Origin of the sequence: Vibrio sp. L3-7 (assembly GCF_963898195.1) — a bacterium.
GTDB classification, from domain to species: domain Bacteria; phylum Pseudomonadota; class Gammaproteobacteria; order Enterobacterales; family Vibrionaceae; genus Vibrio; species Vibrio echinoideorum.
In genome coordinates this window covers 164,364-184,961 of record NZ_CAWQUW010000066.1, presented here as the reverse complement: position 1 = coordinate 184,961, position 20,598 = coordinate 164,364, and the positions used below count along the sequence as shown (strand labels likewise).

The window sequence follows — 20,598 nt, the reverse complement described above, 5'->3', positions numbered from 1 at the left end:
GTGAGGTGCCCATTTTGTTTGAATATATCGGTCGTTACAGAGAACAAGCGGTTTAGTCTTTACCCTGTAATATTTCTGACCAAGGCAAGTCAGCATCACCTAATACAATGAAATTCGGGTTCTCAAGCGTCTCTCTTTCATTGTAAGAGAGTGGCTCTAGCTGTGTATTCAAGATACGTCCGCCAGCTTCTTCAACAATGCACTGTGTTGCGGCGGTATCCCATTCTCCGGTTGGCCCTAAGCGTAGATAACAATCCACAGCACCTTCTGCTACTAAACAGGCTTTAAGGGCTGCAGAACCTAGTGGTACTAGATCGTAATTCCAAGCAGAGCTCATGTGGCTAGTGATGCGATTGATGTCTTGTCGACGACTGATTGCCATTGCGATCGATTGGTTTGGCAGTTCGTGGCGATGCGTTTTGATTTTCACGCTGTCGTTAAGGTCAGGGATTTTCCAAGCGCCTTTACCACTGTAAGCGTAATAGCTCACACCCGAAACTGGCGCATACACCACACCCATAACCGGTTTGTTATGTTCAATTAGGGCGATAATTGTCGCGAAATCGCCACTTCTAGCGATGAACTCTTGTGTGCCATCTAATGGGTCAACCAACCAGTAGCGGTCCCATTGAGAGCGTTGCTCTAGGCTGATGTCGGCGTCTTCTTCTGATAATACGGGAATATCAGGCGTGAGTTCAGTGAGTTTTTTTAATATCAGCTTATGTGCTGCAAGATCGGCACTGGTTACTGGAGTGTCATCACTCTTGATGAACTCTTCGTAATCCTTTTTCTCGTAAATCTCTAAGATGAGTTGGCCTGCAGAGCGAGCAATCTCAATGATAGAGGGTAGGAGGTGAGACAAATCTTTTGTTATTGGCATAAATATTCTCTTACTCTTCGAGCGAGCCTGAATGTTCTAATTATTGTTTAATACACGAAGGGCTAATAGTAGGGCTGTAATACTGCGAGCCTCACAGAAGTCGAGATGCGTTAACAGTTCTTCGGCTTGAGCAAGTGGCCAACGCACAATGTCTAGTGGCTCTGGCTCATCACCTTCTAGTTTCTCTGGGTAGAGTTCTTCTGCGATAAACAGCGTCATTTTGCTAGAGAAATAAGAGGGTGCAAGGATCACTTCTTTTAGAGGAGTGAGCTTGTTGGCACCGAAGCCAATCTCTTCTTTTAGTTCACGAACGGCGGCTTCATTGGGCTGCTCACCTGGATCAATTAGCCCTTTTGGGAAGCCGAGTTCATAGCGCTCTGTGCCTGCTGCGTATTCACGTACTAACAGAATATCGCCTTGTTCAGTAATCGGAACCATCATTACTGCGTTGCGACCGCTGGGCTTCATGCGTTCGTAAGTGCGCTCTTCACCGTTTGAAAAGCGTAAATCGAGAGACTCGATAGAGAATAGTTTTGATTGAGCGACAGTTTGTTGAGCCAAAATTTCTGGCTTGGTCCTTTTTGTCATTGCGCTCGCTCCTTAGCTCATTGGAATTCTTTCTTATAAAGTCATTCTAATATAGGGGAAATAGAGTTGAGTTCCTAGATCCGAGTTTTCATATCCTGGAATTATTGGATCAGGAACCGATTGCGATCACTTGAATACCTTACTCCAAATGGTAACGCGCCCGTCATTATGGGCATTGAACGAGAAATAGACGGTTCGGAAGTGCTCTGCTGTTTTAAACATAAAAAAAGGTTGATGCTTGCGCATCAACCTTTTGATTGAATCTTTAACTTTCTACTGGCTAAGACTGCATGAGTGCTTAGTCGTAGTAGCACTTAGTTGTAAGGTACTTGGTCGTGAAGTAGCTAGTCATGAAGTACCTAGTCGTAAAATGATTAGTAGTAAGAGTGCTCACCGCGATCGTGCTCAGTGGCATCACGAACGGCCGTCAATTCACCTTCGAATTGTTGAAGAAGTTCTTTCTCGATGCCTTCTTTAAGCGTTACGTCAACCATCGAACAACCGTTACAACCGCCGCCGAATGCAACGATAGCTGCGCCTTCTTCAGTGATCTCTACTAGGCTAACGTGACCGCCGTGGCCAGCAAGCTGCGGGTTCACTTGTGTTTGGATTGCATACTCAACACGCTCTATAAGAGTTGCGTCGTCTGATACTTTACGCATTTTAGCGTTTGGCGCTTTTAGCGTGAGTTGAGAGCCCATTTTGTCAGTTACGAAGTCAATCTCAGCTTCGTCTAGGAATGGTAGGCTTAGCTCATCAACGTATGCCGAGAAAGCGTCGAAAGAAAGCTTAGTGTCAGACGCTTCGATAGCATCTGTTGGGCAGTAAGAAACACCACACTCAGCGTTTTGTGTGCCTGGGTTTACCACGAACACACGAATGTTTGTACCTTCAGGCTGCTGTGACAGCAGATTGGCAAAGTGAGTTTGAGCTGTTTCTGTAATAGTAATATTTGACACGACGAATACCTGAGTAGATTTGTAGGTTATTAGCGCCATTCTACTCCTGTCAGATTTGTAATTCAGCCCTTTTTTGTTGGATTGCTGTACAAGTAGCGATTCACAGCTTTTATCCAGAGGGCTCAGGAGTGCGGCAGATGCAGTAAATATCAATCCTTTTCACGCCTACTTCAAGTAGTAATTGGCATAATTGATACACAGTACTGCCGGTGGTTACAACATCATCAATTATCGCGACGTGGGAAGGGACAGTTCCTTGAAAGTCTTGTTTTCGAAGCGTAAAAGCGCTCTTTAGATTATGTAAGCGTGCGGATTTAGTCAGCCCTTGCTGAGAAGCGGTTGAGCGAATTCGACGGAACAGCACCTCATCTTTAACGCCAAGTTCTTGAGCTGTGTAATTAGCGAGCAGCTGACTTTGATTAAAGCCTCGATGAATATATCGACGCCAATGCAGAGGTACGCTGGTGATCAGCGGAGCAGGATGCTCGATACGTGAAGCCAATAACTTTGATAGATCACGTGCAAACCAAAACTTATCGGCGTACTTCATTTGTTGAATGTAACGTGCTGTTGGAAAGGTGTAGTCCCCAACGCAATAGAGACGATGCCAAGGTGGAGGTTGAGATAAGCACTGACCACATTGCTCGACGGTAGTTAGGGTTTTTAAGCCACACTGCTGGCAACGCGGCACTGGCTCGAAGAGATTAAGGCAATCATTACACCATCGCGGATGATCATCATGAGAGGATTTATCCAATTTACATAGGTGACATTGAGGTGTGACCAGCCGTGGTGTGTGTTTTTGTAGCCAATCAGATAACATAGCTCGCAGTGCTTTTGGGTTATGGTGTTCTTTGTACTCACCATACTGAAACGTACCCTTGATGGTGGATGAAATAAGTAGGGAATAATGAGAATGAGTGACGCGTTGTATTGGCATGTTTCAGGGCAAGGACCTGATTTAGTTCTGGTTCACGGCTGGGGTATGAATGGTGCGGTATGGCAGCAAACTGTTACCGCTTTAGAAGCTGACTTCCGAGTGCATGTTGTCGATCTTCCAGGGTATGGACACAGTGCTCACAGCCACGCTCAAGATCTTGAAGAGATTGCTCAGCAACTATTGGTCGACGCGCCCAAGCAAGCGATTTGGGTGGGTTGGTCACTCGGTGGTTTGGTCGCGACGCACATGGCTCTGCATCACTCCGATTACGTGAGCAAACTGGTGACTGTCGCCAGTTCCCCTAAGTTTGCTGCCGCAAAAGAACCCGTATTATGGCGAGGCATTCAGCCAAACGTATTAAGCGCATTCACTGAACAGTTGGTTGAAGACTTTCAAACCACCATCGAACGCTTTATGGCGTTGCAAGCCATGGGCAGTCCTTCTGCAAGACAAGATGTCAAACAACTCAAGCAAGCGGTGCTTTCTCGCCCGTTGCCGAATCCCGATTCATTATTGGCTGGTTTAAAGATGCTGTCAGACGTTGACCTCCGTGAACAATTACCGCAGATCTCTGTGCCTATGCTGCGTTTATACGGTCGATTAGATGGGCTTGTGCCAATCAAGGTTGCAAAAGACTTGGGCAAAGCCTTACCTCATACCGAACAATACATCTTCACTCAGTCTTCACATGCGCCTTTTATGACTGAAGCAGATGCCTTTTGCAGTGAACTGGTCAGCTTCGCGCGAAAATAATCGCTAAATTTATCGCTGGCTTGGTCGATATATAACCTAATACCAATCACAGTAAGTAAGTGTTCAAAAATAGCGTAGGAAAAAGGCTTGAGAACAGGCAGAGCTTTTTGATAAGTAGTTATTCTACAATCAAAAGCTCTAACGCCGTTATCGAGCATTTTAACAAGCTAGGATGAGCAGTTATTTACTACGATTGGTATAACACCAAGGCGTTGCATGATACTCAGACCTAACTCTCTCCTGAGCTGATTGCGGTAAGTTTTGGGCTATGCCTGCTGTGTAACTCAGTACAGCAGCGTTATAGCAATAACGATGGGCGATTCTTGAGGAGTTCGCGATGATTGTGTCACCTGCAACTGCAGTGAGTGTGCCACTGATCGCCCCATCCGTTAATGTGCAAACAGAGCAAGTTGCGCGTGATAATAGAGTTCGAGAACCTGTCGCTCCCGCCGTAGCATTGGCGAAAACCAATGCAGAGCGAAAGGTAAAACCGGACGATAAGCGAAGGCAGCAGTCGGCTTGGGATCCTTCAGACCATCCAGGTTATGAAATGGAGAACGAGTCAGAGGCCAATTCGATTAGCCAAGAAGAGCCACAAGATCCTTTTGATAGGTTGTTCAGCTTATTGGCACTGAGAACATACAGTGCTGATCAAGGAAAGGGCTATACCATGCGTTTCCGCCTGCCAAAGCATGTTTTAGATGCGGCGATTCAAGAGGGACAGATGGAGAAGCGACGTAAGGTCATAAAATATCATTATGGTCATGCTGTTGCGCCTCATGCTCCATCAGGAATGCTAGTTGTGTTGTAATTATACTCTTCATACTTGAAGCCGCAGCGTTGTTAACAGCGTAAGTTCACCCTAATTACATAGAACCCCTATGCTCATAGGGCTGAACTTACTTGTTGCCTAGCTGCAACCCCAATTATTTCGAGTATAAAATACGTAGAATACAGCTAAGCTTCGATGTCTTTTTTGAACACATAATAAAAAAACCTGCATACCCTAAGGGATGCAGGTTTTCTGTTTTTACAGGCTATTTATTTCACGACACGCAGTCGTTTCATTGACCTATTATTTCTTCGCTTTAGCAAAGGCAGCGGCAAAAGCACCACCCATCGCAGCGTTTTGTTGCGGTTCTTCTCGACGACGTTGTCCACCTTGCGAATTTTGATTCGGGCGGTTTTGCGTGCGAGGTGCACTTGAACGTTGTGCGCGGTTGTCTTGGCCGGGTTCATCTTTCATACGCATGCTTAGCGCAATACGTTTACGTTGAACATCGACTTCCATCACCTTCACTTTGACGATTTCCCCCGTTTTCACGACTTCATGAGGATCAGAGACAAAACGATCGGTTAGCGCTGATATATGCACTAAACCGTCTTGGTGAACACCAATGTCAACGAAGGCGCCAAAGTTGGCTACGTTTGAAACTACACCTTCTAAGATCATGCCGGGTTCTAGGTCAGACATGCTATTTACGCCATCGGCGAAGGTTGCTGTCTTGAATTCAGGACGAGGATCTCGACCCGGCTTATCCAATTCTTTGATGATGTCGGTTACCGTAGGTACACCGAAGTTCTCATTGGTGTAATCAACCGCATGTAAACCACGTAAGAAGTCTGTATTACCCACCAGAGACTTGATGTCTTTGTGGTTTTTCTCGGCGATGGTTTTCACCAATGGATAAGCTTCTGGGTGAACTGAAGATGCGTCTAATGGATTCTTACCATCCATGATTCTCAGGAAACCCGCACACTGTTCAAAGGCTTTTGGCCCTAAACGAGCGACTTTTTTGAGTGTTGTACGCGCTTCGAAGCGACCGTTTTCATCACGGAAGTCTACGATGTTCTGAGCGATGGTGGTAGAAAGGCCGGCTACACGAGTTAACAGTGCAGCAGAAGCAGTATTCACATCAACACCAACCGCGTTTACACAGTCTTCGACAATCGCATCTAGGCGCTTAGCGAGCATAGTTTGGCTCACGTCGTGTTGGTATTGGCCCACACCGATCGATTTAGGGTCAATCTTCACCAGCTCTGCCAATGGATCTTGCAGACGACGGGCAATAGACACCGCACCACGAATCGATACATCCATGTTAGGGAATTCTTTTGCTGCTAACTCAGAAGCCGAATAAACCGATGCGCCAGCCTCACTCACTATGATTTTTTGCGCTGTAAGGTTGCCACGCTTAATCACATCAGCAACAAAGCTGTCTGTTTCGCGTGAAGCCGTACCATTACCAATCGCAATCAAATCAACATTGTATTGGCGAACCATCTGCTCAACCACGTGCGCAGACTTGTCGTATTGCTTCTGTGGTGGGTGAGGGTAAATGGTTTCTGTTGCTAGAACCTTACCCGTTGAATCCACCACGGCGATTTTCGAACCGGTACGTAAACCCGGATCCAAGCCCAAGGTTGCGCGAGGGCCAGCAGGTGCTGCCATCAACAAATCTTTAAGGTTGGTTGCGAACACTTCAATCGCTTCGATCTCACCGCGTTCTTTCATCGCGCCCATCAACTCGGTTTCCATGTGCATAGAAACTTTGATGCGCCACGCCCAGCTAATCACTTGCTTACGCCATGCATCTGCAGGTGCGCTGCTCAGGGTAATGCCATAATGATCAGAGATGATGTTCTCGCAGTAAGAGCCACGTACACCTTCTTCTTGCTCTGGATCAGCATTCATTGCCAGCGTTAGGAAGCCTTCATTTCGGCCTCGCAACATCGCAAGCGCACGGTGTGAAGGTACTTTGTTGAGTGTTTCGTTGTGTTTGAAGTAATCTTTGAATTTCTCGCCAGCTTGCTCTTTGCCTGCCACGACACGTGAAACGAGCTCAGAGTTGCGTGTTAGATGTTGGCGAATCTTTTCAAGTAGGTTTGCGTCTTCTGCAATACGCTCCATCACGATTGCACGTGCCCCATCCAGTGCCGCTTTAGTATCAGCAATGCCTTTATCGCTGCTGATGAAGTTAGCGGCTTCGGTTTCAGGATCGTGTTGTGGTTCATTCCAAAGTGTATCTGCAAGTGGCTCTAAGCCTGCTTCAATCGCGATCTGGCCTTTGGTGCGGCGCTTTGGTTTGTATGGCAGGTATAAATCTTCTAGGCGAGTCTTGCTGTCGGCTTGAGTAATATCACGCTCTAATTCTGGCGTGAGTTTACCTTGGTCTTGAATTGACTTAAGAATCGTTTGGCGGCGATCGTCAAGTTCGCGAAGGTAAGAAAGGCGACTATCAAGGTTACGTAGCTGGGTATCGTCTAAGCCACCCGTGACTTCTTTACGGTAGCGGGCAATAAAGGGAACGGTGTTACCGTCGTCAATTAGGTTGACTGCGGCGGTGACTTGCTCTGAACGAACATTCAGTTCTTCAGCGATCAGTCGACAGATAGCTTGGCTCATCCGATGAATCTCTTATTTAATATCATGACAAATACATGGGGGTGAGCGTACGCTTTTTCTAGCTTTGGCTGTGTAATTATCCTGTCAGAAGTCGAATTTCCGTTTGTGATACCCGCTTTGTAAGAGATCTCTCACACGTGATGTAAGCCTAAGTCACTTTAAACCGATAAAATCGTCTTAAAATAAACCTAAGTTACTGATTTTATGTGGTTGTGTGTCTATGGGTATATTTCCCACCTGAAATATTTTTTGGGACTATCTAGGAAACTCGCCCAAATACCGTAATATTTAACTTGTCGACAGGGAGTTGGCAGGAACAGGAAAAAGCCTAATGGACTAGGTATCTTCAGGATGAAGATTTGATTACTTAGGATGAGTGGTCAGCAAGGAAGTGATAATCTCTGGATGAGATTCGCCAGTCAGGATGACAGGCTAGAATGGACACCGCTAGGATGGCGATGAACAAAAAGGAAATTGGTTAAAGGATTTAGCCACTATCAAGGACAGATGCAGGGAGCACCTTATCTCGAAGAGATAAACAGTAGCCGGATTGCTGCGATAGAGACTTAACCCCGCCAGGCGCAAGCCTAGCGGGGTTTTCTTTTATCTGGAGTTTGGGTTTGTCTGCTCGACCTGTGATGGCCGGTTAATCACGCTAAGCCATAAGCCATAAACTTTACGCGTCGTCTGCGTAGCAAATCGAGTTAATGAACCACTCTTTATCGCCTTCCGGTGTGGTTACCGTAAACTCATCATCCACTTCCTTCTTCAGCAGAGCTCTAGCCATTGGCGAGTCGATAGAGATATAACCTTTCGCACCACCGTAGATCTCTTCAGGGCCGACAATACGAAACTTCTTAATTTCCCCATCATCATTTTCAATTTCGACCCAAGCACCGAAAAAGACCTTACCTTCTTGTTGCGGCGAGTAATCAACGATAGTCACATCAGGTAGGAATTTTCTTAAGAAACGGACTCGGCGATCAATCTGACGAAGTAAACGCTTATTAAAGGTGTAATCTGCGTTTTCTGAACGATCTCCAAGGCTTGCAGCCCAAGTGACTATCTTGGTAATTTCAGGACGTTTCTCGTGCCATAAGTGGTCATGTTCTGCTTTGAGCTTGTTATAACCTTCTCGGGTGATAAGTTTGGTTTTCATAAATCTGACTTAATGAAATGATGATCTAAGATAGAATATATAGAAAGGCAACATACGTTAACAATTATTTAGGCGACTTTTTCTCCAATAATGTTACATTTTTAATGTCTTATACCAATATACAATTTACCAAGAATGCTTAACCTTAGGTTTAAGCTTTAATAGGTGGAACCATTACATGCAAGAAAACTACAAAATTTTAGTGGTCGATGACGATGCTCGTCTACGTGCATTGCTAGAACGCTATCTGTCAGAGCAAGGCTTTCAAGTGCGTAGCGTGGCAAACAGTGAGCAGATGGACCGCCTGTTAACCCGTGAAAATTTTCACTTGATGGTATTGGATTTAATGTTACCGGGCGAAGACGGCCTATCGATCTGTCGTCGTCTACGAAACGCAAACAACTCGCTACCTATCCTTATGCTGACGGCAAAGGGTGATGAAGTGGATCGCATTGTGGGCTTGGAAGTGGGTGCGGATGATTACCTGCCAAAACCATTTAACCCGCGTGAGCTATTAGCTCGTATCAAAGCGGTAATGCGTCGCCAAGTGATTGAAGCGCCGGGCGCACCAAGCACAGAAGAATCTGTGGTTGAGTTTGGTGAATTCCGCCTAAACCTAGGTACGCGTGAAATGTTCCGCGGTGAAGAGCCGATGCCTCTTACCTCAGGTGAATTTGCGGTGCTCAAGTCACTGGTCACTAACGCTCGTGAGCCAATGTCTCGCGATAAGCTGATGAACATGGCGCGTGGCCGTGAATATTCAGCAATGGAACGTTCTATCGATGTTCAGATTTCACGTCTGCGTCGTCTAGTGGAAGAAGATCCAAGTAAACCTCGTTACATCCAAACGGTGTGGGGCTTGGGTTACGTATTCGTTCCAGATGGTAAAGCAGTTTAAGCCGGCTTTGTAAGCTCTATACTAGCTTCATCAGTTCTGTGAATCAGAATTCTATATTTACGGGTCATCTCATTAACATGCGATGACCCGTTTTGTATTCAGCACAAGGGTCGATACCAATCGTAGTAAATAACTGGTCATCCTAGCTTGTTAAAACGCTCGATAACTTCGTTAGAAGTTTTGATTGTAGAATAACTACTTATCGAAAACTTCCGCCTTGTTTTCAAGCCTTTTTCCTACGCTATTTATGATCACTTACTTACTGTGATTGGTATTAGAGTTATAGTTTCCATTATATCCCTTTATCATCCCCTCAATTTAGGTCTTCTATGCGCATACGTAGCTCCTTTACTCAGTCGATAGTGCTCTTTTTAACCCTGTTGGTCGCTAGCCAAATCTTTTCTTATTACGCGGTGTTCAACTATGCACTAATGCCGAGTTTGCAGCAGTTTAATAAGATCTTGGCTCATGAGTTAAACCTTGTGTTGGACCAAGGCACTGACATGGATATCGAGATTGATGCGCCACTGCGTCAGCGTGTGCTTGAGCAGCTAGGGGTGACCGTTCACGCTAAAAACAGTGAAGCGGCGGGCGAGTATTACCATGCTGTTGCGATTGACTTGATGAGCGAGGAGATGACTAAAGAACTGGGATCTGAAACCGAAGTGCGGCTGATCTTGGGTAAAGAGAGCTATGTGTTGTGGATGGACATTGCGCAGTTACCCAACTCTTTGATTCGTATTCCGTTATCAGAGTTGCAAGAAGAAGATTTTGCGCCTCTATTTCGTAACAGCTTGATCATGGCGTTGTTGATTGTTGCTGGTGGTTGGTTGTTTATCCGATTACAAAACCGGCCTTTGATTGCGCTGGAGAAAGCCGCGCAAGGTGTGGGTCGTGGTGATATACCGCCACCACTGCCGGTTCAAGGTGCTCAAGAAATTCGTTCAGTAACACGAGCCTTTAACCAGATGTCGAAAGGCATTCAAGAATTGGAAGAAGATCGAGCCTTGTTGATGGCGGGTATCAGCCACGATTTACGTACTCCCTTAACACGCATTCGCTTAGCGACCGAGATGATGTCGCCAGAAGACAGCTACTTAGCGGAAGGGATCATCAGTGATACCGAAGAGTGTAATGAGATCATCAGCCAGTTTATGGACTACCTAAAGCCAGTTGACCGAGATTCATTCCAAGCGGTGTTTGTTGATGATATTGCTCGCGAGGTTTCTAGCTCTGAGGGTGGATACGAAGTGCAGATTGAAACTGATATTCCGGAATCAATGAAGCCCGCGCTTGGTAACCCAATTGCGATGAAGCGTGCGGTGAGTAACTTGGTAGTAAATGCACTGCGTTATGGCAATGGTTGGGTGAAGGTTTCGACTGGTATGACGGCGGATAACAAGCTTGCTTGGGTAACGGTGGAAGATAATGGCCCGGGTATCCCGCAGGATCAGATCGGTAAATTGTTTGAACCGTTTACGCGTGGTGATACCGCCCGAGGCAGTGAAGGGACAGGTTTAGGCTTAGCGATTGTGAAACGTATTGTCAGCCAGCACCAAGGTGCTGTTGTGGTTAATAACCGCAGTGAGGGCGGGTTAAAAGCGCAGATCAGTTTCCCTGTGAAGCCTTAAATACTATTGGGAGTTGGGGATCTGTATAGAGATCCTCGCTCTTGCTTGATGAGAGTAACGCACAGTAAAAAGGCTTCCTTGAAGGGAAGCCTTTTTGTCTTTTTATGCAGTGTTAACTATGCCTTAGAGTAAACATCGCGTTCACCCAACCAGCGGTTGATGATCGCCTTGGCATTGTCTGGGTAGCTATCGTGAATATGACGCGCAATACGCTGCACTTCAGGTATCAAACGTTGGTCACGAATTAGATCGGCGATCTTGAAATCAGCCAAGCCAGTTTGTTTGGTACCGAGCAATTCACCGGGGCCACGGATTTCTAAGTCACGCTGTGCAATCACAAAGCCATCGTTACTTTCACGTAGCACACCTAAGCGTTTCTGAGCGGTTTTAGACAGCGGTGAGTGATACAACAATACACAATGACTTGCGACCGAACCTCGGCCAACACGGCCCCGCAGTTGGTGCAGTTGCGCTAGGCCAAGACGTTCTGGGTTCTCGATGATCATTAAGCTCGAATTCGGTACATCCACACCGACTTCAATCACGGTTGTCGCAACCAATAGATGCAGCTTGTTCTCTTTGAACTCTCGCATCACCGCTTGTTTCTCGGCGGGTTTCATACGGCCATGGACTAAACCAATTTTTACGTCAGGCAGTTTGCGTTGCAGCTCTTCTGCCGTATCAGCTGCAGCTTGAGCTTCCAGTACTTCCGATTCATCAATCAGCGTACATACCCAGTAGGCTTGTTTGCCTTCATTGAGACACGCATTTTTCACACGTTCAACAATGTCATCGCGCTTGGTATCAGGAATTGCCACAGTTTGAATTGGTGTTCGTCCCGGTGGCAGTTCATCAATAATCGAAGTTTCGAGGTCGGCATAGGCCGTCATTGCTAACGTTCGTGGGATTGGGGTGGCGGTCATGACCAACTGATGGGGGTAGTAGCCTTGCTTTGCGCCTTTCTCACGCAGTTCTAATCGCTGGTGGACGCCAAATCGGTGTTGCTCATCAATGATCACTAAGCCAAGGTTTTTGAACTCGACATGTTCTTGGAATAGCGCATGAGTACCGACCACCATTTGCGCTTCGCCGCTGGCAATACGTGTTAGTTCAGTTTCACGAGCCTTACCTTTGAGTTTACCGGCCAGCCAACCGACTTGAATGCCCATCGCTTCAAACCAGTTAGCAAAGTTAATCGCGTGCTGTTCTGCGAGTAGTTCAGTTGGTGCCATAAGTGCTACTTGCTGACCATGTTCGAGTGCGCGAACGGCTGCCAGTGCGGCGACTAAGGTTTTACCTGAACCTACATCACCCTGTACTAAACGCATCATAGGGTGTGGCTTTTCAAGGTCGGCTTCGATCTCTTTAGTCACCCTTACTTGAGCATTGGTTGGTGAAAACGGAAGTTGAGCTAACAACTTATCTTTGAGGGTGTTTACCGGAGGAAAAGGCATTGCCTTGTCTTGCTGCCCTTTACTACGAACAGACAGCATCGATAGGTTTTGAGCCAGTAGCTCTTCCATAATCAGGCGCAGCTGCGCAGGGTGTTTACCTTCATCAAACAGCTCTAGGTCAATGCCCGGAGGAGGCCTGTGAATGGTATGCAGTGCTTGCGCGAGTGTTATTTGGTGGTCGTATAAACCGGATGGGAGAAGCTCGTTAACTGCGGCCTTGTCGATTAACTCTAGAGCTTGATCGGTAAGATTACGCAGCGTGACTTGTCTTAGCCCTTCGGTGGTTGGGTACACCGGAGTTAGGTTGGCTTCAACGTCTGGTTGTTGCCTCGGCGCAAAGAATTTGTAATCAGGGTGGACGATCTCAAGCCCCATGTTACCGCGCTTGATCTCACCATAAGCATGCACTTGTTTGCCTTCGGCAAAGTTATTTTTCATGCCTGCAGTGAAGTTGAAAAAACGTAGGGTAATAGTGCCATTACCATCACTGATCTTTACTGCGAGCATCTTACGTTTACCGAAAATGGTATCGACGTGCATTACCTTGCCTTGCACTGCTGCCCATAAACCAGCATGCAGTTTTACGATGGGATAGATACGCGTTCGATCTTCATAGCGCAAAGGCAGGTGAAATAGCAGGTCTTGTACATTGTTAAGCCCAACCTTCTCTAGTTTCTCTGCGACTTTAGCGCCGACTCCAGATAAAGAGTTGAGAGGGATAGCAGATAAAAGCTGTGACATAACAAGGCTCATAAACGTAAGAGAGATAATCTATTCAAGCATTTTACTGGATTTTTGTACAGGGTAAAGCTTAGAAGCAGATGAGGGATGAGAGTGAACGAGATGCGAAAAGATTAGAGCAGGTTCGGGTTGCGGGTAAATGAGATACGAAGAGATTAAGAGCAGATTCGGGATGCGAGTAAACGATATGCGAAGGGAATAAGAGTAGATGCGGGATACGGGTAAACGAGATACGAAAGGATCAAGGGCAGAGACGAGGTACGAGTAAACTGGGTACTAAAGGGGGGATATAGAAAACAGGGCAGTACAAAAAATTAAAGCAGACTCGAAATACGAAGAGTTGAGGTGGTGAAAAGTTTTTGCTCTTCGCATCTCGAGACTCGTATCTCTCATCTGCTTTATTTATTTGCTTTTAGATCAGTTCTTACGACGTTTTACTTTCAGCGCGTGTGGCATCACACGTAGCTTTTTCATAATACTTGCAAGATGAACACGATCTTTGGTCGTCAGCAAGATAGTCACTGTGTACAGGCGTCCATCACGTTCTTCGGTTGAAATACCGTGAATGTTTGAGCCCGTTTTAGAGATAACGTTCGTTAACTCTGCCAGTGCACCTTGGTGGTTCTGGATGTCGATCTGAAGTTCAGCTGTGAACTCTTGATCGTAATCGTCAGACCATTCCACCGCCATGTATTTGTCTGGTTCTTTTTGGTAGCCACGAACGTTTGGACACGTTTCGCGGTGAACCACAAGGCCACGACCTGGAGATACATGAGCAATGATGTGATCGCCTGGAATCGGGTGACAACAATTTGCAAAAGTCAGTAGTAGACCTTCAGCTCCGCGGATAGCTAGTTTCTTCCTAGGCGCATCGCTGTTGTTTTTCACTTCAGTCAGTTCGTCAGCATCACCCAGTAGGCGACGAGCAATGACGATACTCATCAGCTCGCCAAGACCAATCGATGCTAGCAAGTCTTCAACGCTTTCTAGGCGTAAGTCAGACAATACATGCTCGAGGTTCTCTTGGCCGATATCGGCAATAGAGTGTTCACCAAGTGCGTGATTCAGTAGACGACGACCTAGGGTAATCGACTCTTCACGGCGCATTGTCTTCAGAACCTGACGGATCTTCGTACGAGCGCGTGAGGTCACCACGTAGTTGAGCCATGCTGCATTTGGACGTGCGCCCGGAGCACTGATGATCTCAATGGTTTGACCATTCTTCAGCGATTTGCTGAGTGGGTAAGGGTTCATGTCGACACGAGCCCCTACACACATGTTGCCCACATCGGTATGCACCGCGTAAGCAAAATCGACCGCTGTTGCACCCGCAGGAAGTTCGACGATGCGACCTTTTGGCGTGAACACGAAGATCTCATCTGGGAACAGATCAGATTTAACGTTTTCAATGAATTCGAATGAGTTACCTGCGCTTTGTTGAAGCTCAAGTAAGCTCTGCATCCAACGCTGTGCTTTAACCTGTGCGGTTGTCCCGTTGCTACTGCGTGAGCCACTGCCTTTGTAAGACCAGTGCGCCGCGACGCCTTTATCGGCCATTTGCTCCATATCTTCGGTACGGATCTGAACCTCTACAGGTACCCCGTGAGGGCCGATCATTGACGTATGAAGAGATTGGTAGCCGTTGGCTTTTGGTACCGCAATGTAATCTTTCATGCGGCCCGGACGTGGCTTGTACAAGCTGTGAGCCTGGCCAAGTGCGCGATAACAAGTGTCTGGGGTATCAACCACTACGCGGAAAGCGTAGATATCCATAATGGTGTGAAAGCGCTGTTCTTTGGTTTTCATCTTGTTATAGATTGAGAACAAGTTCTTTTCACGACCTACGACGCGAGCAGACAAACCGACTTCTTCAAGACGGCCTTCAATTTCGCTATGGATACGTTGGATCATTTCCTTACGGTTACCACGCGCAGCTTTCACTACATTTCTGAGTACGCGATAACGGTTAGGGTAGAGGGCTTCGAAGCCCAACTCTTCTAGTTCGGTCTTGATGTTATGAATACCAAGGCGATGAGCAAGTGGAGAATAGATTTCTAGGGTTTCGCGAGCAATACGACGCTTTTTATCAGGACGAAGTGCCCCAAGCGTGCGCATGTTATGAGTACGGTCAGCTAATTTGATCAAGATAACGCGGATGTCTTGCACCATGGCGAGAACCATCTTACGGAAGTTCTCTGCTTGCGCTTCTTTGCGATCACGAAATTTAAGCTTATCCAGCTTAGATACACCATCAACCAGTTCAGCAACAGTGTTGCCAAATTGAGCTTCTAGCTCCTCTTTTGTAACTTCAGTATCTTCAATTACATCGTGGAGTAGGGCGGCTTGCAGAGTTTCGATATCCAGACGCATTTCTGCCAGGATTCTTGAAACAGCAACAGGATGGATTATGTATGGTTCACCCGTTGAACGGGTTTGCCCTTCATGGGCATTTCTCGCTACCACATAAGATTGACGCAGAGCCTCAATTTGAGGCTCTGTTAGGTATTCTTGGGCAACGTCTTTGAGGCTATCGAATAGATACAAATTAAAGGCCCGGAAGGTTAATTAGTTCGAATGACGTTGATTCTATCAGCGAGTGTGAGCGATGCTGCTTACTGCTGCAAGTTCAGCCGCTTCTTGCTCTTGTTGCTCTTGACGCTCACGAGCATCTAGTACGTCTTTAGTGATAAGACCTTCTTCGATTTCGCGAAGAGCGATAACCGTTGGCTTATCGTTTTCTTCAGGCACTAGTGAATCTTTGCCGCCAGTTTGCATTTGACGTGCGCGGCGAGCCGCAATAAGAACTAGGTCGAAACGGTTGCCAACTTTTTCAACAGCGTCTTGAACAGTTACGCGTGCCATGAGGACTCCAAATAGTAATTAACTAATAAATTTTATATGACGAGAAAGTATACAAGTTTAACTAGAGACTTTCTAGCTCACCGTATACTTATCTCAATGGAAAATCCAGTTATACCAATCACAGTAAATAAGTGCTCAGAGATAGCGCCGGAAAAAAGTTTGAGAACAAGGCAGAATTTTTCGATAAGTAGTCACCCTACAATCAAAAATTATAACGACGTTATCAGGCTTTTTAGCAAGCTAGAATGACCAGTTGTTTACTACGATTGGTATCAGAGATTATTCCGCTAGTAGTGCTGTAAGCATGCCGCTGTATTTAGCTGCTTGCTTATCTTCTTTCAAACGCTCCGCACGAATGATTGCTCTGAAGTCCATTAAGGCTGCATCAAAGTCATCATTCACGATCACATAATCGTATTCTGCATAGTGAGAAATCTCAGATTTTGCTTCGCTCATGCGTTTCGCAATAACTTCGTCGCTATCTTGACCGCGAACATTCAAACGACGCTCTAGCTCACCATTTGATGGTGGAAGAATGAAAACACTCTTCGCTTGAGGCATTTTTTCACGGATCTGACGAGCACCTTGCCAGTCGATATCTAAGAATACATCGATACCGCGGTTTAGGTTCTCTTCAATCCACACGCGTGAAGTACCGTAGTAGTTGCCGAATACTTCAGCGTACTCTAGGAACTCACCTTTCTTAATCAGGTCTTCAAAGTGATGTTTTTCTACGAAGTGGTAGTGAACACCATTCTCTTCACCAGGGCGCATACCGCGAGTGGTGTGTGAAACAGATACCTTCATTGCGTAGGTTGGATTGGTTTCCAGCATTGCTGAGATCAAGCTCGATTTACCTGCGCCACTAGGTGCAGATACGATGTAAAGAGTACCTATGCCCATCTGTATATTTCCACTGTTGGTTGGATTGAGTGAAGGTGATAAACCGACACTATAAAAGATAGCACTGACCCTAATTTTTGTTCCGGTGGTGCATCTATTAATTGTTCCGGTGGTTACATCTATAAAGAGATAACGAGTGAAACTAATAGAGACAATTGGTGAAAATTAGGTCAGAAAAATGGAGGCGAAGAGTAGCATATTTAGATGATTGAGAACAACTGGCTTGATCGTTATTTATCAGCGAATGATCTTTTCAAGGATCTTTGTATAACTGCAATGACTCGTCATCTTCACTTTTTTATGTGATCTGGACAAAATTTGTTGAAGTTTTAATCTCAATCCTTACAATCCGCGCAAACGATTAAATGCTGTATATATCTAGTGATATGGACTAGATGTTTCTACTACCGAGCCTACCTTGGTGACTACAGTTTTTAGTGTAGAGACCCCTCTATTCTCACAGCATTTGAATCACCAAATTCTTAATTTATTGCAAAGGTTTTGTTGTGAGTACCGATTCCACTTTGAAAGCCCAGAACACCTCTGGCTCGCTTGATTCGATGTTTAAAATCACTGAAAGAAAAACCACGATTGGCACTGAGCTGTACGCGGGTTTTATTACCTTCTTAGCGATGAGCTACATTCTGGCGGTTAACCCAGCGATTTTGGGTGATATTCCTGGAATGGACAAAGGTGCAGTGTTTACTGCCACCGCCCTGTCTGCTGCGATTGCAACGCTGATTATGGGCATCTGGGGTAACTACCCAGTGATGTTAGCGCCGGGTATGAGTATGAATGGCTTCTTCAAAGGTTTGTTGTTGAGTGGTTCAGTGGCAGTACTTTGGAATGAGGCACTATTTGGCATCTTTCTATCGGGTATCCTTTATCTTGCGTTCTCGTTGACCAACATTCGTAAATCGATGATTGAGTCGATTCCAGAAGACCTGAAGCTAGCGATTACGGTTTCGCTTGGTTTGTTCATTGCCTTCTTAGGTCTTAAGAACGCGGGCATCATAGTGTCTAACCCATTCGTATTGGTTGGCTTGGGTGATATTTCAGATCCAAAAGTGATTATCGCTTACGTGAGTATCTTCATTGCTCTAGGTTGTATGGTTCGTGACATAAAGCTGGCAACGTTCATCTCGTTCGTTTCTGCTATCGCTCTGACCATTCTTGCTGATGTATTCATGGGTACATCAAATGCACCAATTCCAGACCAGTTCTTTGCTATGCCGCCAAGCATGGCCGGTAGCTTCGGCGCTATTTTTGATTTCTCTGCTTTCACGCCTGAGAAAATATTCGACTTGCTGTTCATCGTGCTTATCTTCCTGATTGTCGATTTCTTTGATGGCTTGAGCACCATAGTAGGTGTTGGCCGCGATGCTGGGATCATCGATAAAGACGGTAAGATGCCAAACGCGAAATCGGCTTTGGTTGCTGATGCGGGCGGCACGGTGATTGGTTCGATTTTAGGTACAACGTCGATTACCGCTTTCTCTGAGTCTGGTATTGCTTCTTCTCAAGGTGCGAAAACGGGCTTAGCAGCAGTCATGGTGGCTGGTCTGTTCTTAATCTCCCTTTTCCTATACCCAATCTTCTCCATCTTCTCTGCGGCAATGGTTGCACCTGCGATGGTCGTGGTGGGTATTTACATGGTGGGTCGTCTGGGTCAGATTAACTGGGAAAAGAAAGAGTCACGCATTGCAGCGTTCTTTACCATCATGTTCACCGTTCTAAGCTTCTCACCAGCAAACGGCATGGCGATGGGCTTCATCAGCTACGCATTCACGATGGTTGTTGCGGGTAAGCGCAAAGAAGTACACCCGCTTATCTACGGACTGTGTGTGGTGTTCTTGACTTATTTGATTCTGCTCTAAGACTCGTTAGTAAATAAAGTCGGTAGATAAAAGACAAATAGATGGCTCTGCAGTAAATGTGGAGCCATTTTTGTATCTGTATCTGTATCTGTATCTGTATCTGTATCTGTATCTGTATCTGCTAGCTTAGCTAATCGTTAGTTGATGGCGTCATCCTAAAGTCGATGCTTTGAGAGTGCGCGACTTATATTGATGCATGCTATTGTAGATATTGGATTAATTATTTTTGAAGAGTGACTATGCCTTCGCACTTACCTAAGTCTTTTAGTAAGCCTTTCCTTAAGGTTTTCCACATTCTTGAAGCCGTTTTATTGGTGGCGATCACACTGGCGACACTGTTTGCCATGATGGAAGAGTTCATGCACGTCTTTGCGGAACGTCGAGTGCAACTGACCGACATTCTTCTGATGTTCATTTACTTGGAAGTGTTGGCGATGGTTCAACAGTTTGTCATGAACGGTAAGATCCCGGTGCGATACCCGATCTACATCGCGATGATGGCGATTGCTCGTTACATCACCTTAGGTATGAAAGAGTTAGATGCAGTACTCATCGTTTGGTTGTCTGTCGCTGCATTTATCTTAGCCGCAGCCACACTGTTAATTCGAGTAGGGCACCATTACTGGCCATATGTCGATCTAAGAACTAAGAAGCCGGATGAGTAACTCAATCAGGTAATAAGCAACTGATCATAAACGACTAAGAGCCCAGCCATGTTGCTGGGTTTTTTTGTTCTTTATTGTGAGTCAATATGACGCCTAAGTGTCTTGGTGTGCTTTGAATTTATCGAGTTAAAATGACTCTTTTGTTACTTTCTCCTTGCCTTATAAGGGTTTTAGTCTTGGCATGAATGTTGATTAGTAAGTATTAGACTCATATAAGGAACACGCTATGCATTTTGAAAGCACTCATTATAAACCTGAAATCTTCTCCGAAAAGGTTGCACTTCTTGTTACTCGACTTCTCAAAAAGACACTTAACTTGTTTTATGGAAAACACTTAGCCAAACGAGCCATGTTGTTGGAAACCATAGCGGCGGTGCCGGGCATGGTGGCGGGAGTGTTCAACCACCTCAAAGCTCTGCGCCGCATGAAAGACGACGGTGGTTGGATCAAAGAGCTACTGGACGAAGCGGATAATGAACGGATGCATTTGATGATTTTCCTTACCGTTACCAACCCGTCCATTATAGAACGCATTTTAGTGATGCTATTACAGTTCATCTTTCTACTCATCTATGGCGTGATCTACTTAGTCTCATCTAAAACGGCGCATAGGATCGTTGGGTATTTTGAAGAGGAAGCTTGTAATAGTTACTCCGAATATATCTCGAAAATTCAAGATGGCACGTTGCCCAATCATCCCGCGCCTGAAATTGCGATTAAATATTATCGCTTACCCGAGAATGCCATGTTTTTGGATGTGCTTTTCTGCATAAGAGAAGATGAAGCTAAACATAGAGATAAGAATCACGACATTGCCGATCTCTATAAAACCCAAGACTTACCCGATCATCAGTGTTAATCATCAAAAGATAGAATTATGAC

The 20,598-nt window shown here is 45.7% G+C and carries 17 protein-coding genes and 1 riboswitch; of the genes, 7 read left to right on the top strand and 10 right to left on the bottom strand.

What is annotated here, in order from left to right:
* Positions 1-52: 52 nt before the first annotated feature.
* The 4 genes from cysQ to AACW75_RS23860 all read right to left on the bottom strand — a co-directional run bounded on the left by cysQ (position 53) and on the right by AACW75_RS23860 (position 3,250).
* Positions 53-880 carry a 3'(2'),5'-bisphosphate nucleotidase CysQ gene (gene cysQ / locus AACW75_RS23875; RefSeq protein ID WP_017076153.1) on the bottom strand — a complete coding sequence of 276 codons (828 nt, stop codon included), beginning with the start codon at positions 878-880 and terminating at the stop codon, positions 53-55.
* 36 nt (positions 881-916) lie between these two features.
* Positions 917-1,468 carry an ADP compounds hydrolase NudE gene (gene nudE / locus AACW75_RS23870; protein ID WP_009848014.1) on the bottom strand — a complete coding sequence of 184 codons (552 nt, stop codon included), beginning with the start codon at positions 1,466-1,468 and terminating at the stop codon, positions 917-919.
* A gap of 374 nt (positions 1,469-1,842) precedes the next feature.
* Entirely contained in the window at positions 1,843-2,427 is a 585-nt protein-coding gene (gene nfuA / locus AACW75_RS23865) for a Fe-S biogenesis protein NfuA (protein WP_004735612.1), read from the bottom strand.
* 109 nt (positions 2,428-2,536) lie between these two features.
* A complete protein-coding gene (locus AACW75_RS23860; RefSeq protein ID WP_186437183.1) occupies positions 2,537-3,250 on the bottom strand; it encodes a phosphoribosyltransferase family protein in 714 nt (237 codons plus the stop codon).
* A 93-nt stretch (positions 3,251-3,343) separates the two neighbouring features.
* Between AACW75_RS23860 and bioH the strand changes: the two genes are divergently transcribed.
* Together bioH and AACW75_RS23850 are read left to right on the top strand one after the other, a co-directional pair.
* Positions 3,344-4,120: a pimeloyl-ACP methyl ester esterase BioH gene (gene bioH, locus AACW75_RS23855; protein WP_145570080.1), complete on the top strand. Its 777-nt coding sequence runs from the start codon at positions 3,344-3,346 to the stop codon at positions 4,118-4,120.
* A 337-nt stretch (positions 4,121-4,457) separates the two neighbouring features.
* A complete protein-coding gene (locus AACW75_RS23850) occupies positions 4,458-4,931 on the top strand; it encodes a hypothetical protein (protein ID WP_004735616.1) in 474 nt (157 codons plus the stop codon).
* 264 nt (positions 4,932-5,195) lie between these two features.
* On the opposite strand, the gene AACW75_RS23845 is transcribed toward AACW75_RS23850, so the two are convergent.
* Complete coding sequence (locus tag AACW75_RS23845; protein WP_145570081.1) at positions 5,196-7,526, bottom strand: Tex family protein; 2,331 nt, start codon at positions 7,524-7,526, stop codon at positions 5,196-5,198.
* Between the two features lie 676 nt (positions 7,527-8,202).
* Positions 8,203-8,685: a transcription elongation factor GreB gene (gene greB, locus AACW75_RS23840; protein ID WP_145570082.1), complete on the bottom strand. Its 483-nt coding sequence runs from the start codon at positions 8,683-8,685 to the stop codon at positions 8,203-8,205.
* A 178-nt stretch (positions 8,686-8,863) separates the two neighbouring features.
* On the opposite strand from greB, the gene ompR reads away from it, so the two are divergent.
* A complete protein-coding gene (gene ompR, locus AACW75_RS23835) occupies positions 8,864-9,583 on the top strand; it encodes an osmolarity response regulator transcription factor OmpR (protein WP_009848007.1) in 720 nt (239 codons plus the stop codon).
* A gap of 329 nt (positions 9,584-9,912) precedes the next feature.
* The gene (envZ, locus tag AACW75_RS23830; protein ID WP_010433621.1) at positions 9,913-11,214 is read left to right on the top strand and encodes a two-component system sensor histidine kinase EnvZ; all 1,302 of its coding nucleotides are present in this window, start codon (positions 9,913-9,915) and stop codon (positions 11,212-11,214) included.
* A 116-nt stretch (positions 11,215-11,330) separates the two neighbouring features.
* Here envZ and recG read toward each other — a convergent pair whose 3' ends face one another.
* The 4 genes from recG to gmk form a co-directional block, all read right to left on the bottom strand.
* Complete coding sequence (gene recG, locus AACW75_RS23825; protein WP_029405087.1) at positions 11,331-13,409, bottom strand: ATP-dependent DNA helicase RecG; 2,079 nt, start codon at positions 13,407-13,409, stop codon at positions 11,331-11,333.
* A gap of 417 nt (positions 13,410-13,826) precedes the next feature.
* Positions 13,827-15,953 (bottom strand): bifunctional GTP diphosphokinase/guanosine-3',5'-bis pyrophosphate 3'-pyrophosphohydrolase, encoded by a 2,127-nt coding sequence (gene spoT / locus AACW75_RS23820; protein WP_004735646.1) that lies wholly within the window; start codon positions 15,951-15,953, stop codon positions 13,827-13,829.
* A 45-nt stretch (positions 15,954-15,998) separates the two neighbouring features.
* Positions 15,999-16,271, bottom strand: a complete 273-nt coding sequence (gene rpoZ, locus AACW75_RS23815; protein ID WP_009848003.1) for a DNA-directed RNA polymerase subunit omega — start codon at positions 16,269-16,271, stop codon at positions 15,999-16,001.
* A 279-nt stretch (positions 16,272-16,550) separates the two neighbouring features.
* On the bottom strand, positions 16,551-17,174 hold the full coding sequence (gmk, locus tag AACW75_RS23810) for a guanylate kinase (protein ID WP_017076522.1): 624 nt from the start codon (positions 17,172-17,174) through the stop codon (positions 16,551-16,553).
* 348 nt (positions 17,175-17,522) lie between these two features.
* Positions 17,523-17,622, top strand: a riboswitch (purine riboswitch).
* A 58-nt stretch (positions 17,623-17,680) separates the two neighbouring features.
* On the opposite strand from gmk, the gene AACW75_RS23805 reads away from it, so the two are divergent.
* The 3 genes from AACW75_RS23805 to AACW75_RS23795 all read left to right on the top strand — a co-directional run bounded on the left by AACW75_RS23805 (position 17,681) and on the right by AACW75_RS23795 (position 20,575).
* A complete protein-coding gene (locus AACW75_RS23805) occupies positions 17,681-19,051 on the top strand; it encodes an NCS2 family permease (RefSeq protein ID WP_017076523.1) in 1,371 nt (456 codons plus the stop codon).
* A 239-nt stretch (positions 19,052-19,290) separates the two neighbouring features.
* Positions 19,291-19,716, top strand: coding sequence for a phosphate-starvation-inducible protein PsiE (locus tag AACW75_RS23800; RefSeq protein ID WP_017076524.1), 426 nt, complete (start codon positions 19,291-19,293; stop codon positions 19,714-19,716).
* A 226-nt stretch (positions 19,717-19,942) separates the two neighbouring features.
* The gene (locus AACW75_RS23795; protein WP_102557650.1) at positions 19,943-20,575 is read left to right on the top strand and encodes an alternative oxidase; all 633 of its coding nucleotides are present in this window, start codon (positions 19,943-19,945) and stop codon (positions 20,573-20,575) included.
* The last annotated feature ends 23 nt before the right edge of the window (positions 20,576-20,598 follow it).

Excerpts from the sequence above, each read along its gene's own strand:
- gmk (WP_017076522.1), bottom strand. The coding sequence starts at position 17,174 with ATGGGCATAGGTACTCTTTACATCGTATCTGCACCTAGTGGCGCAGGT.
- AACW75_RS23850 (WP_004735616.1), top strand. The coding sequence starts at position 4,458 with ATGATTGTGTCACCTGCAACTGCAGTGAGTGTGCCACTGATCGCCCCA.
- bioH (WP_145570080.1), top strand. The coding sequence starts at position 3,344 with ATGAGTGACGCGTTGTATTGGCATGTTTCAGGGCAAGGACCTGATTTA.
- cysQ (WP_017076153.1), bottom strand. The coding sequence starts at position 880 with ATGCCAATAACAAAAGATTTGTCTCACCTCCTACCCTCTATCATTGAG.
- ompR (WP_009848007.1), top strand. The coding sequence starts at position 8,864 with ATGCAAGAAAACTACAAAATTTTAGTGGTCGATGACGATGCTCGTCTA.
- nudE (WP_009848014.1), bottom strand. The coding sequence starts at position 1,468 with ATGACAAAAAGGACCAAGCCAGAAATTTTGGCTCAACAAACTGTCGCT.
- AACW75_RS23845 (WP_145570081.1), bottom strand. The coding sequence starts at position 7,526 with ATGAGCCAAGCTATCTGTCGACTGATCGCTGAAGAACTGAATGTTCGT.
- greB (WP_145570082.1), bottom strand. The coding sequence starts at position 8,685 with ATGAAAACCAAACTTATCACCCGAGAAGGTTATAACAAGCTCAAAGCA.
- AACW75_RS23860 (WP_186437183.1), bottom strand. The coding sequence starts at position 3,250 with ATGTTATCTGATTGGCTACAAAAACACACACCACGGCTGGTCACACCT.
- AACW75_RS23795 (WP_102557650.1), top strand. The coding sequence starts at position 19,943 with ATGCATTTTGAAAGCACTCATTATAAACCTGAAATCTTCTCCGAAAAG.
- recG (WP_029405087.1), bottom strand. The coding sequence starts at position 13,409 with ATGTCACAGCTTTTATCTGCTATCCCTCTCAACTCTTTATCTGGAGTC.
- envZ (WP_010433621.1), top strand. The coding sequence starts at position 9,913 with ATGCGCATACGTAGCTCCTTTACTCAGTCGATAGTGCTCTTTTTAACC.
- rpoZ (WP_009848003.1), bottom strand. The coding sequence starts at position 16,271 with ATGGCACGCGTAACTGTTCAAGACGCTGTTGAAAAAGTTGGCAACCGT.
- AACW75_RS23800 (WP_017076524.1), top strand. The coding sequence starts at position 19,291 with ATGCCTTCGCACTTACCTAAGTCTTTTAGTAAGCCTTTCCTTAAGGTT.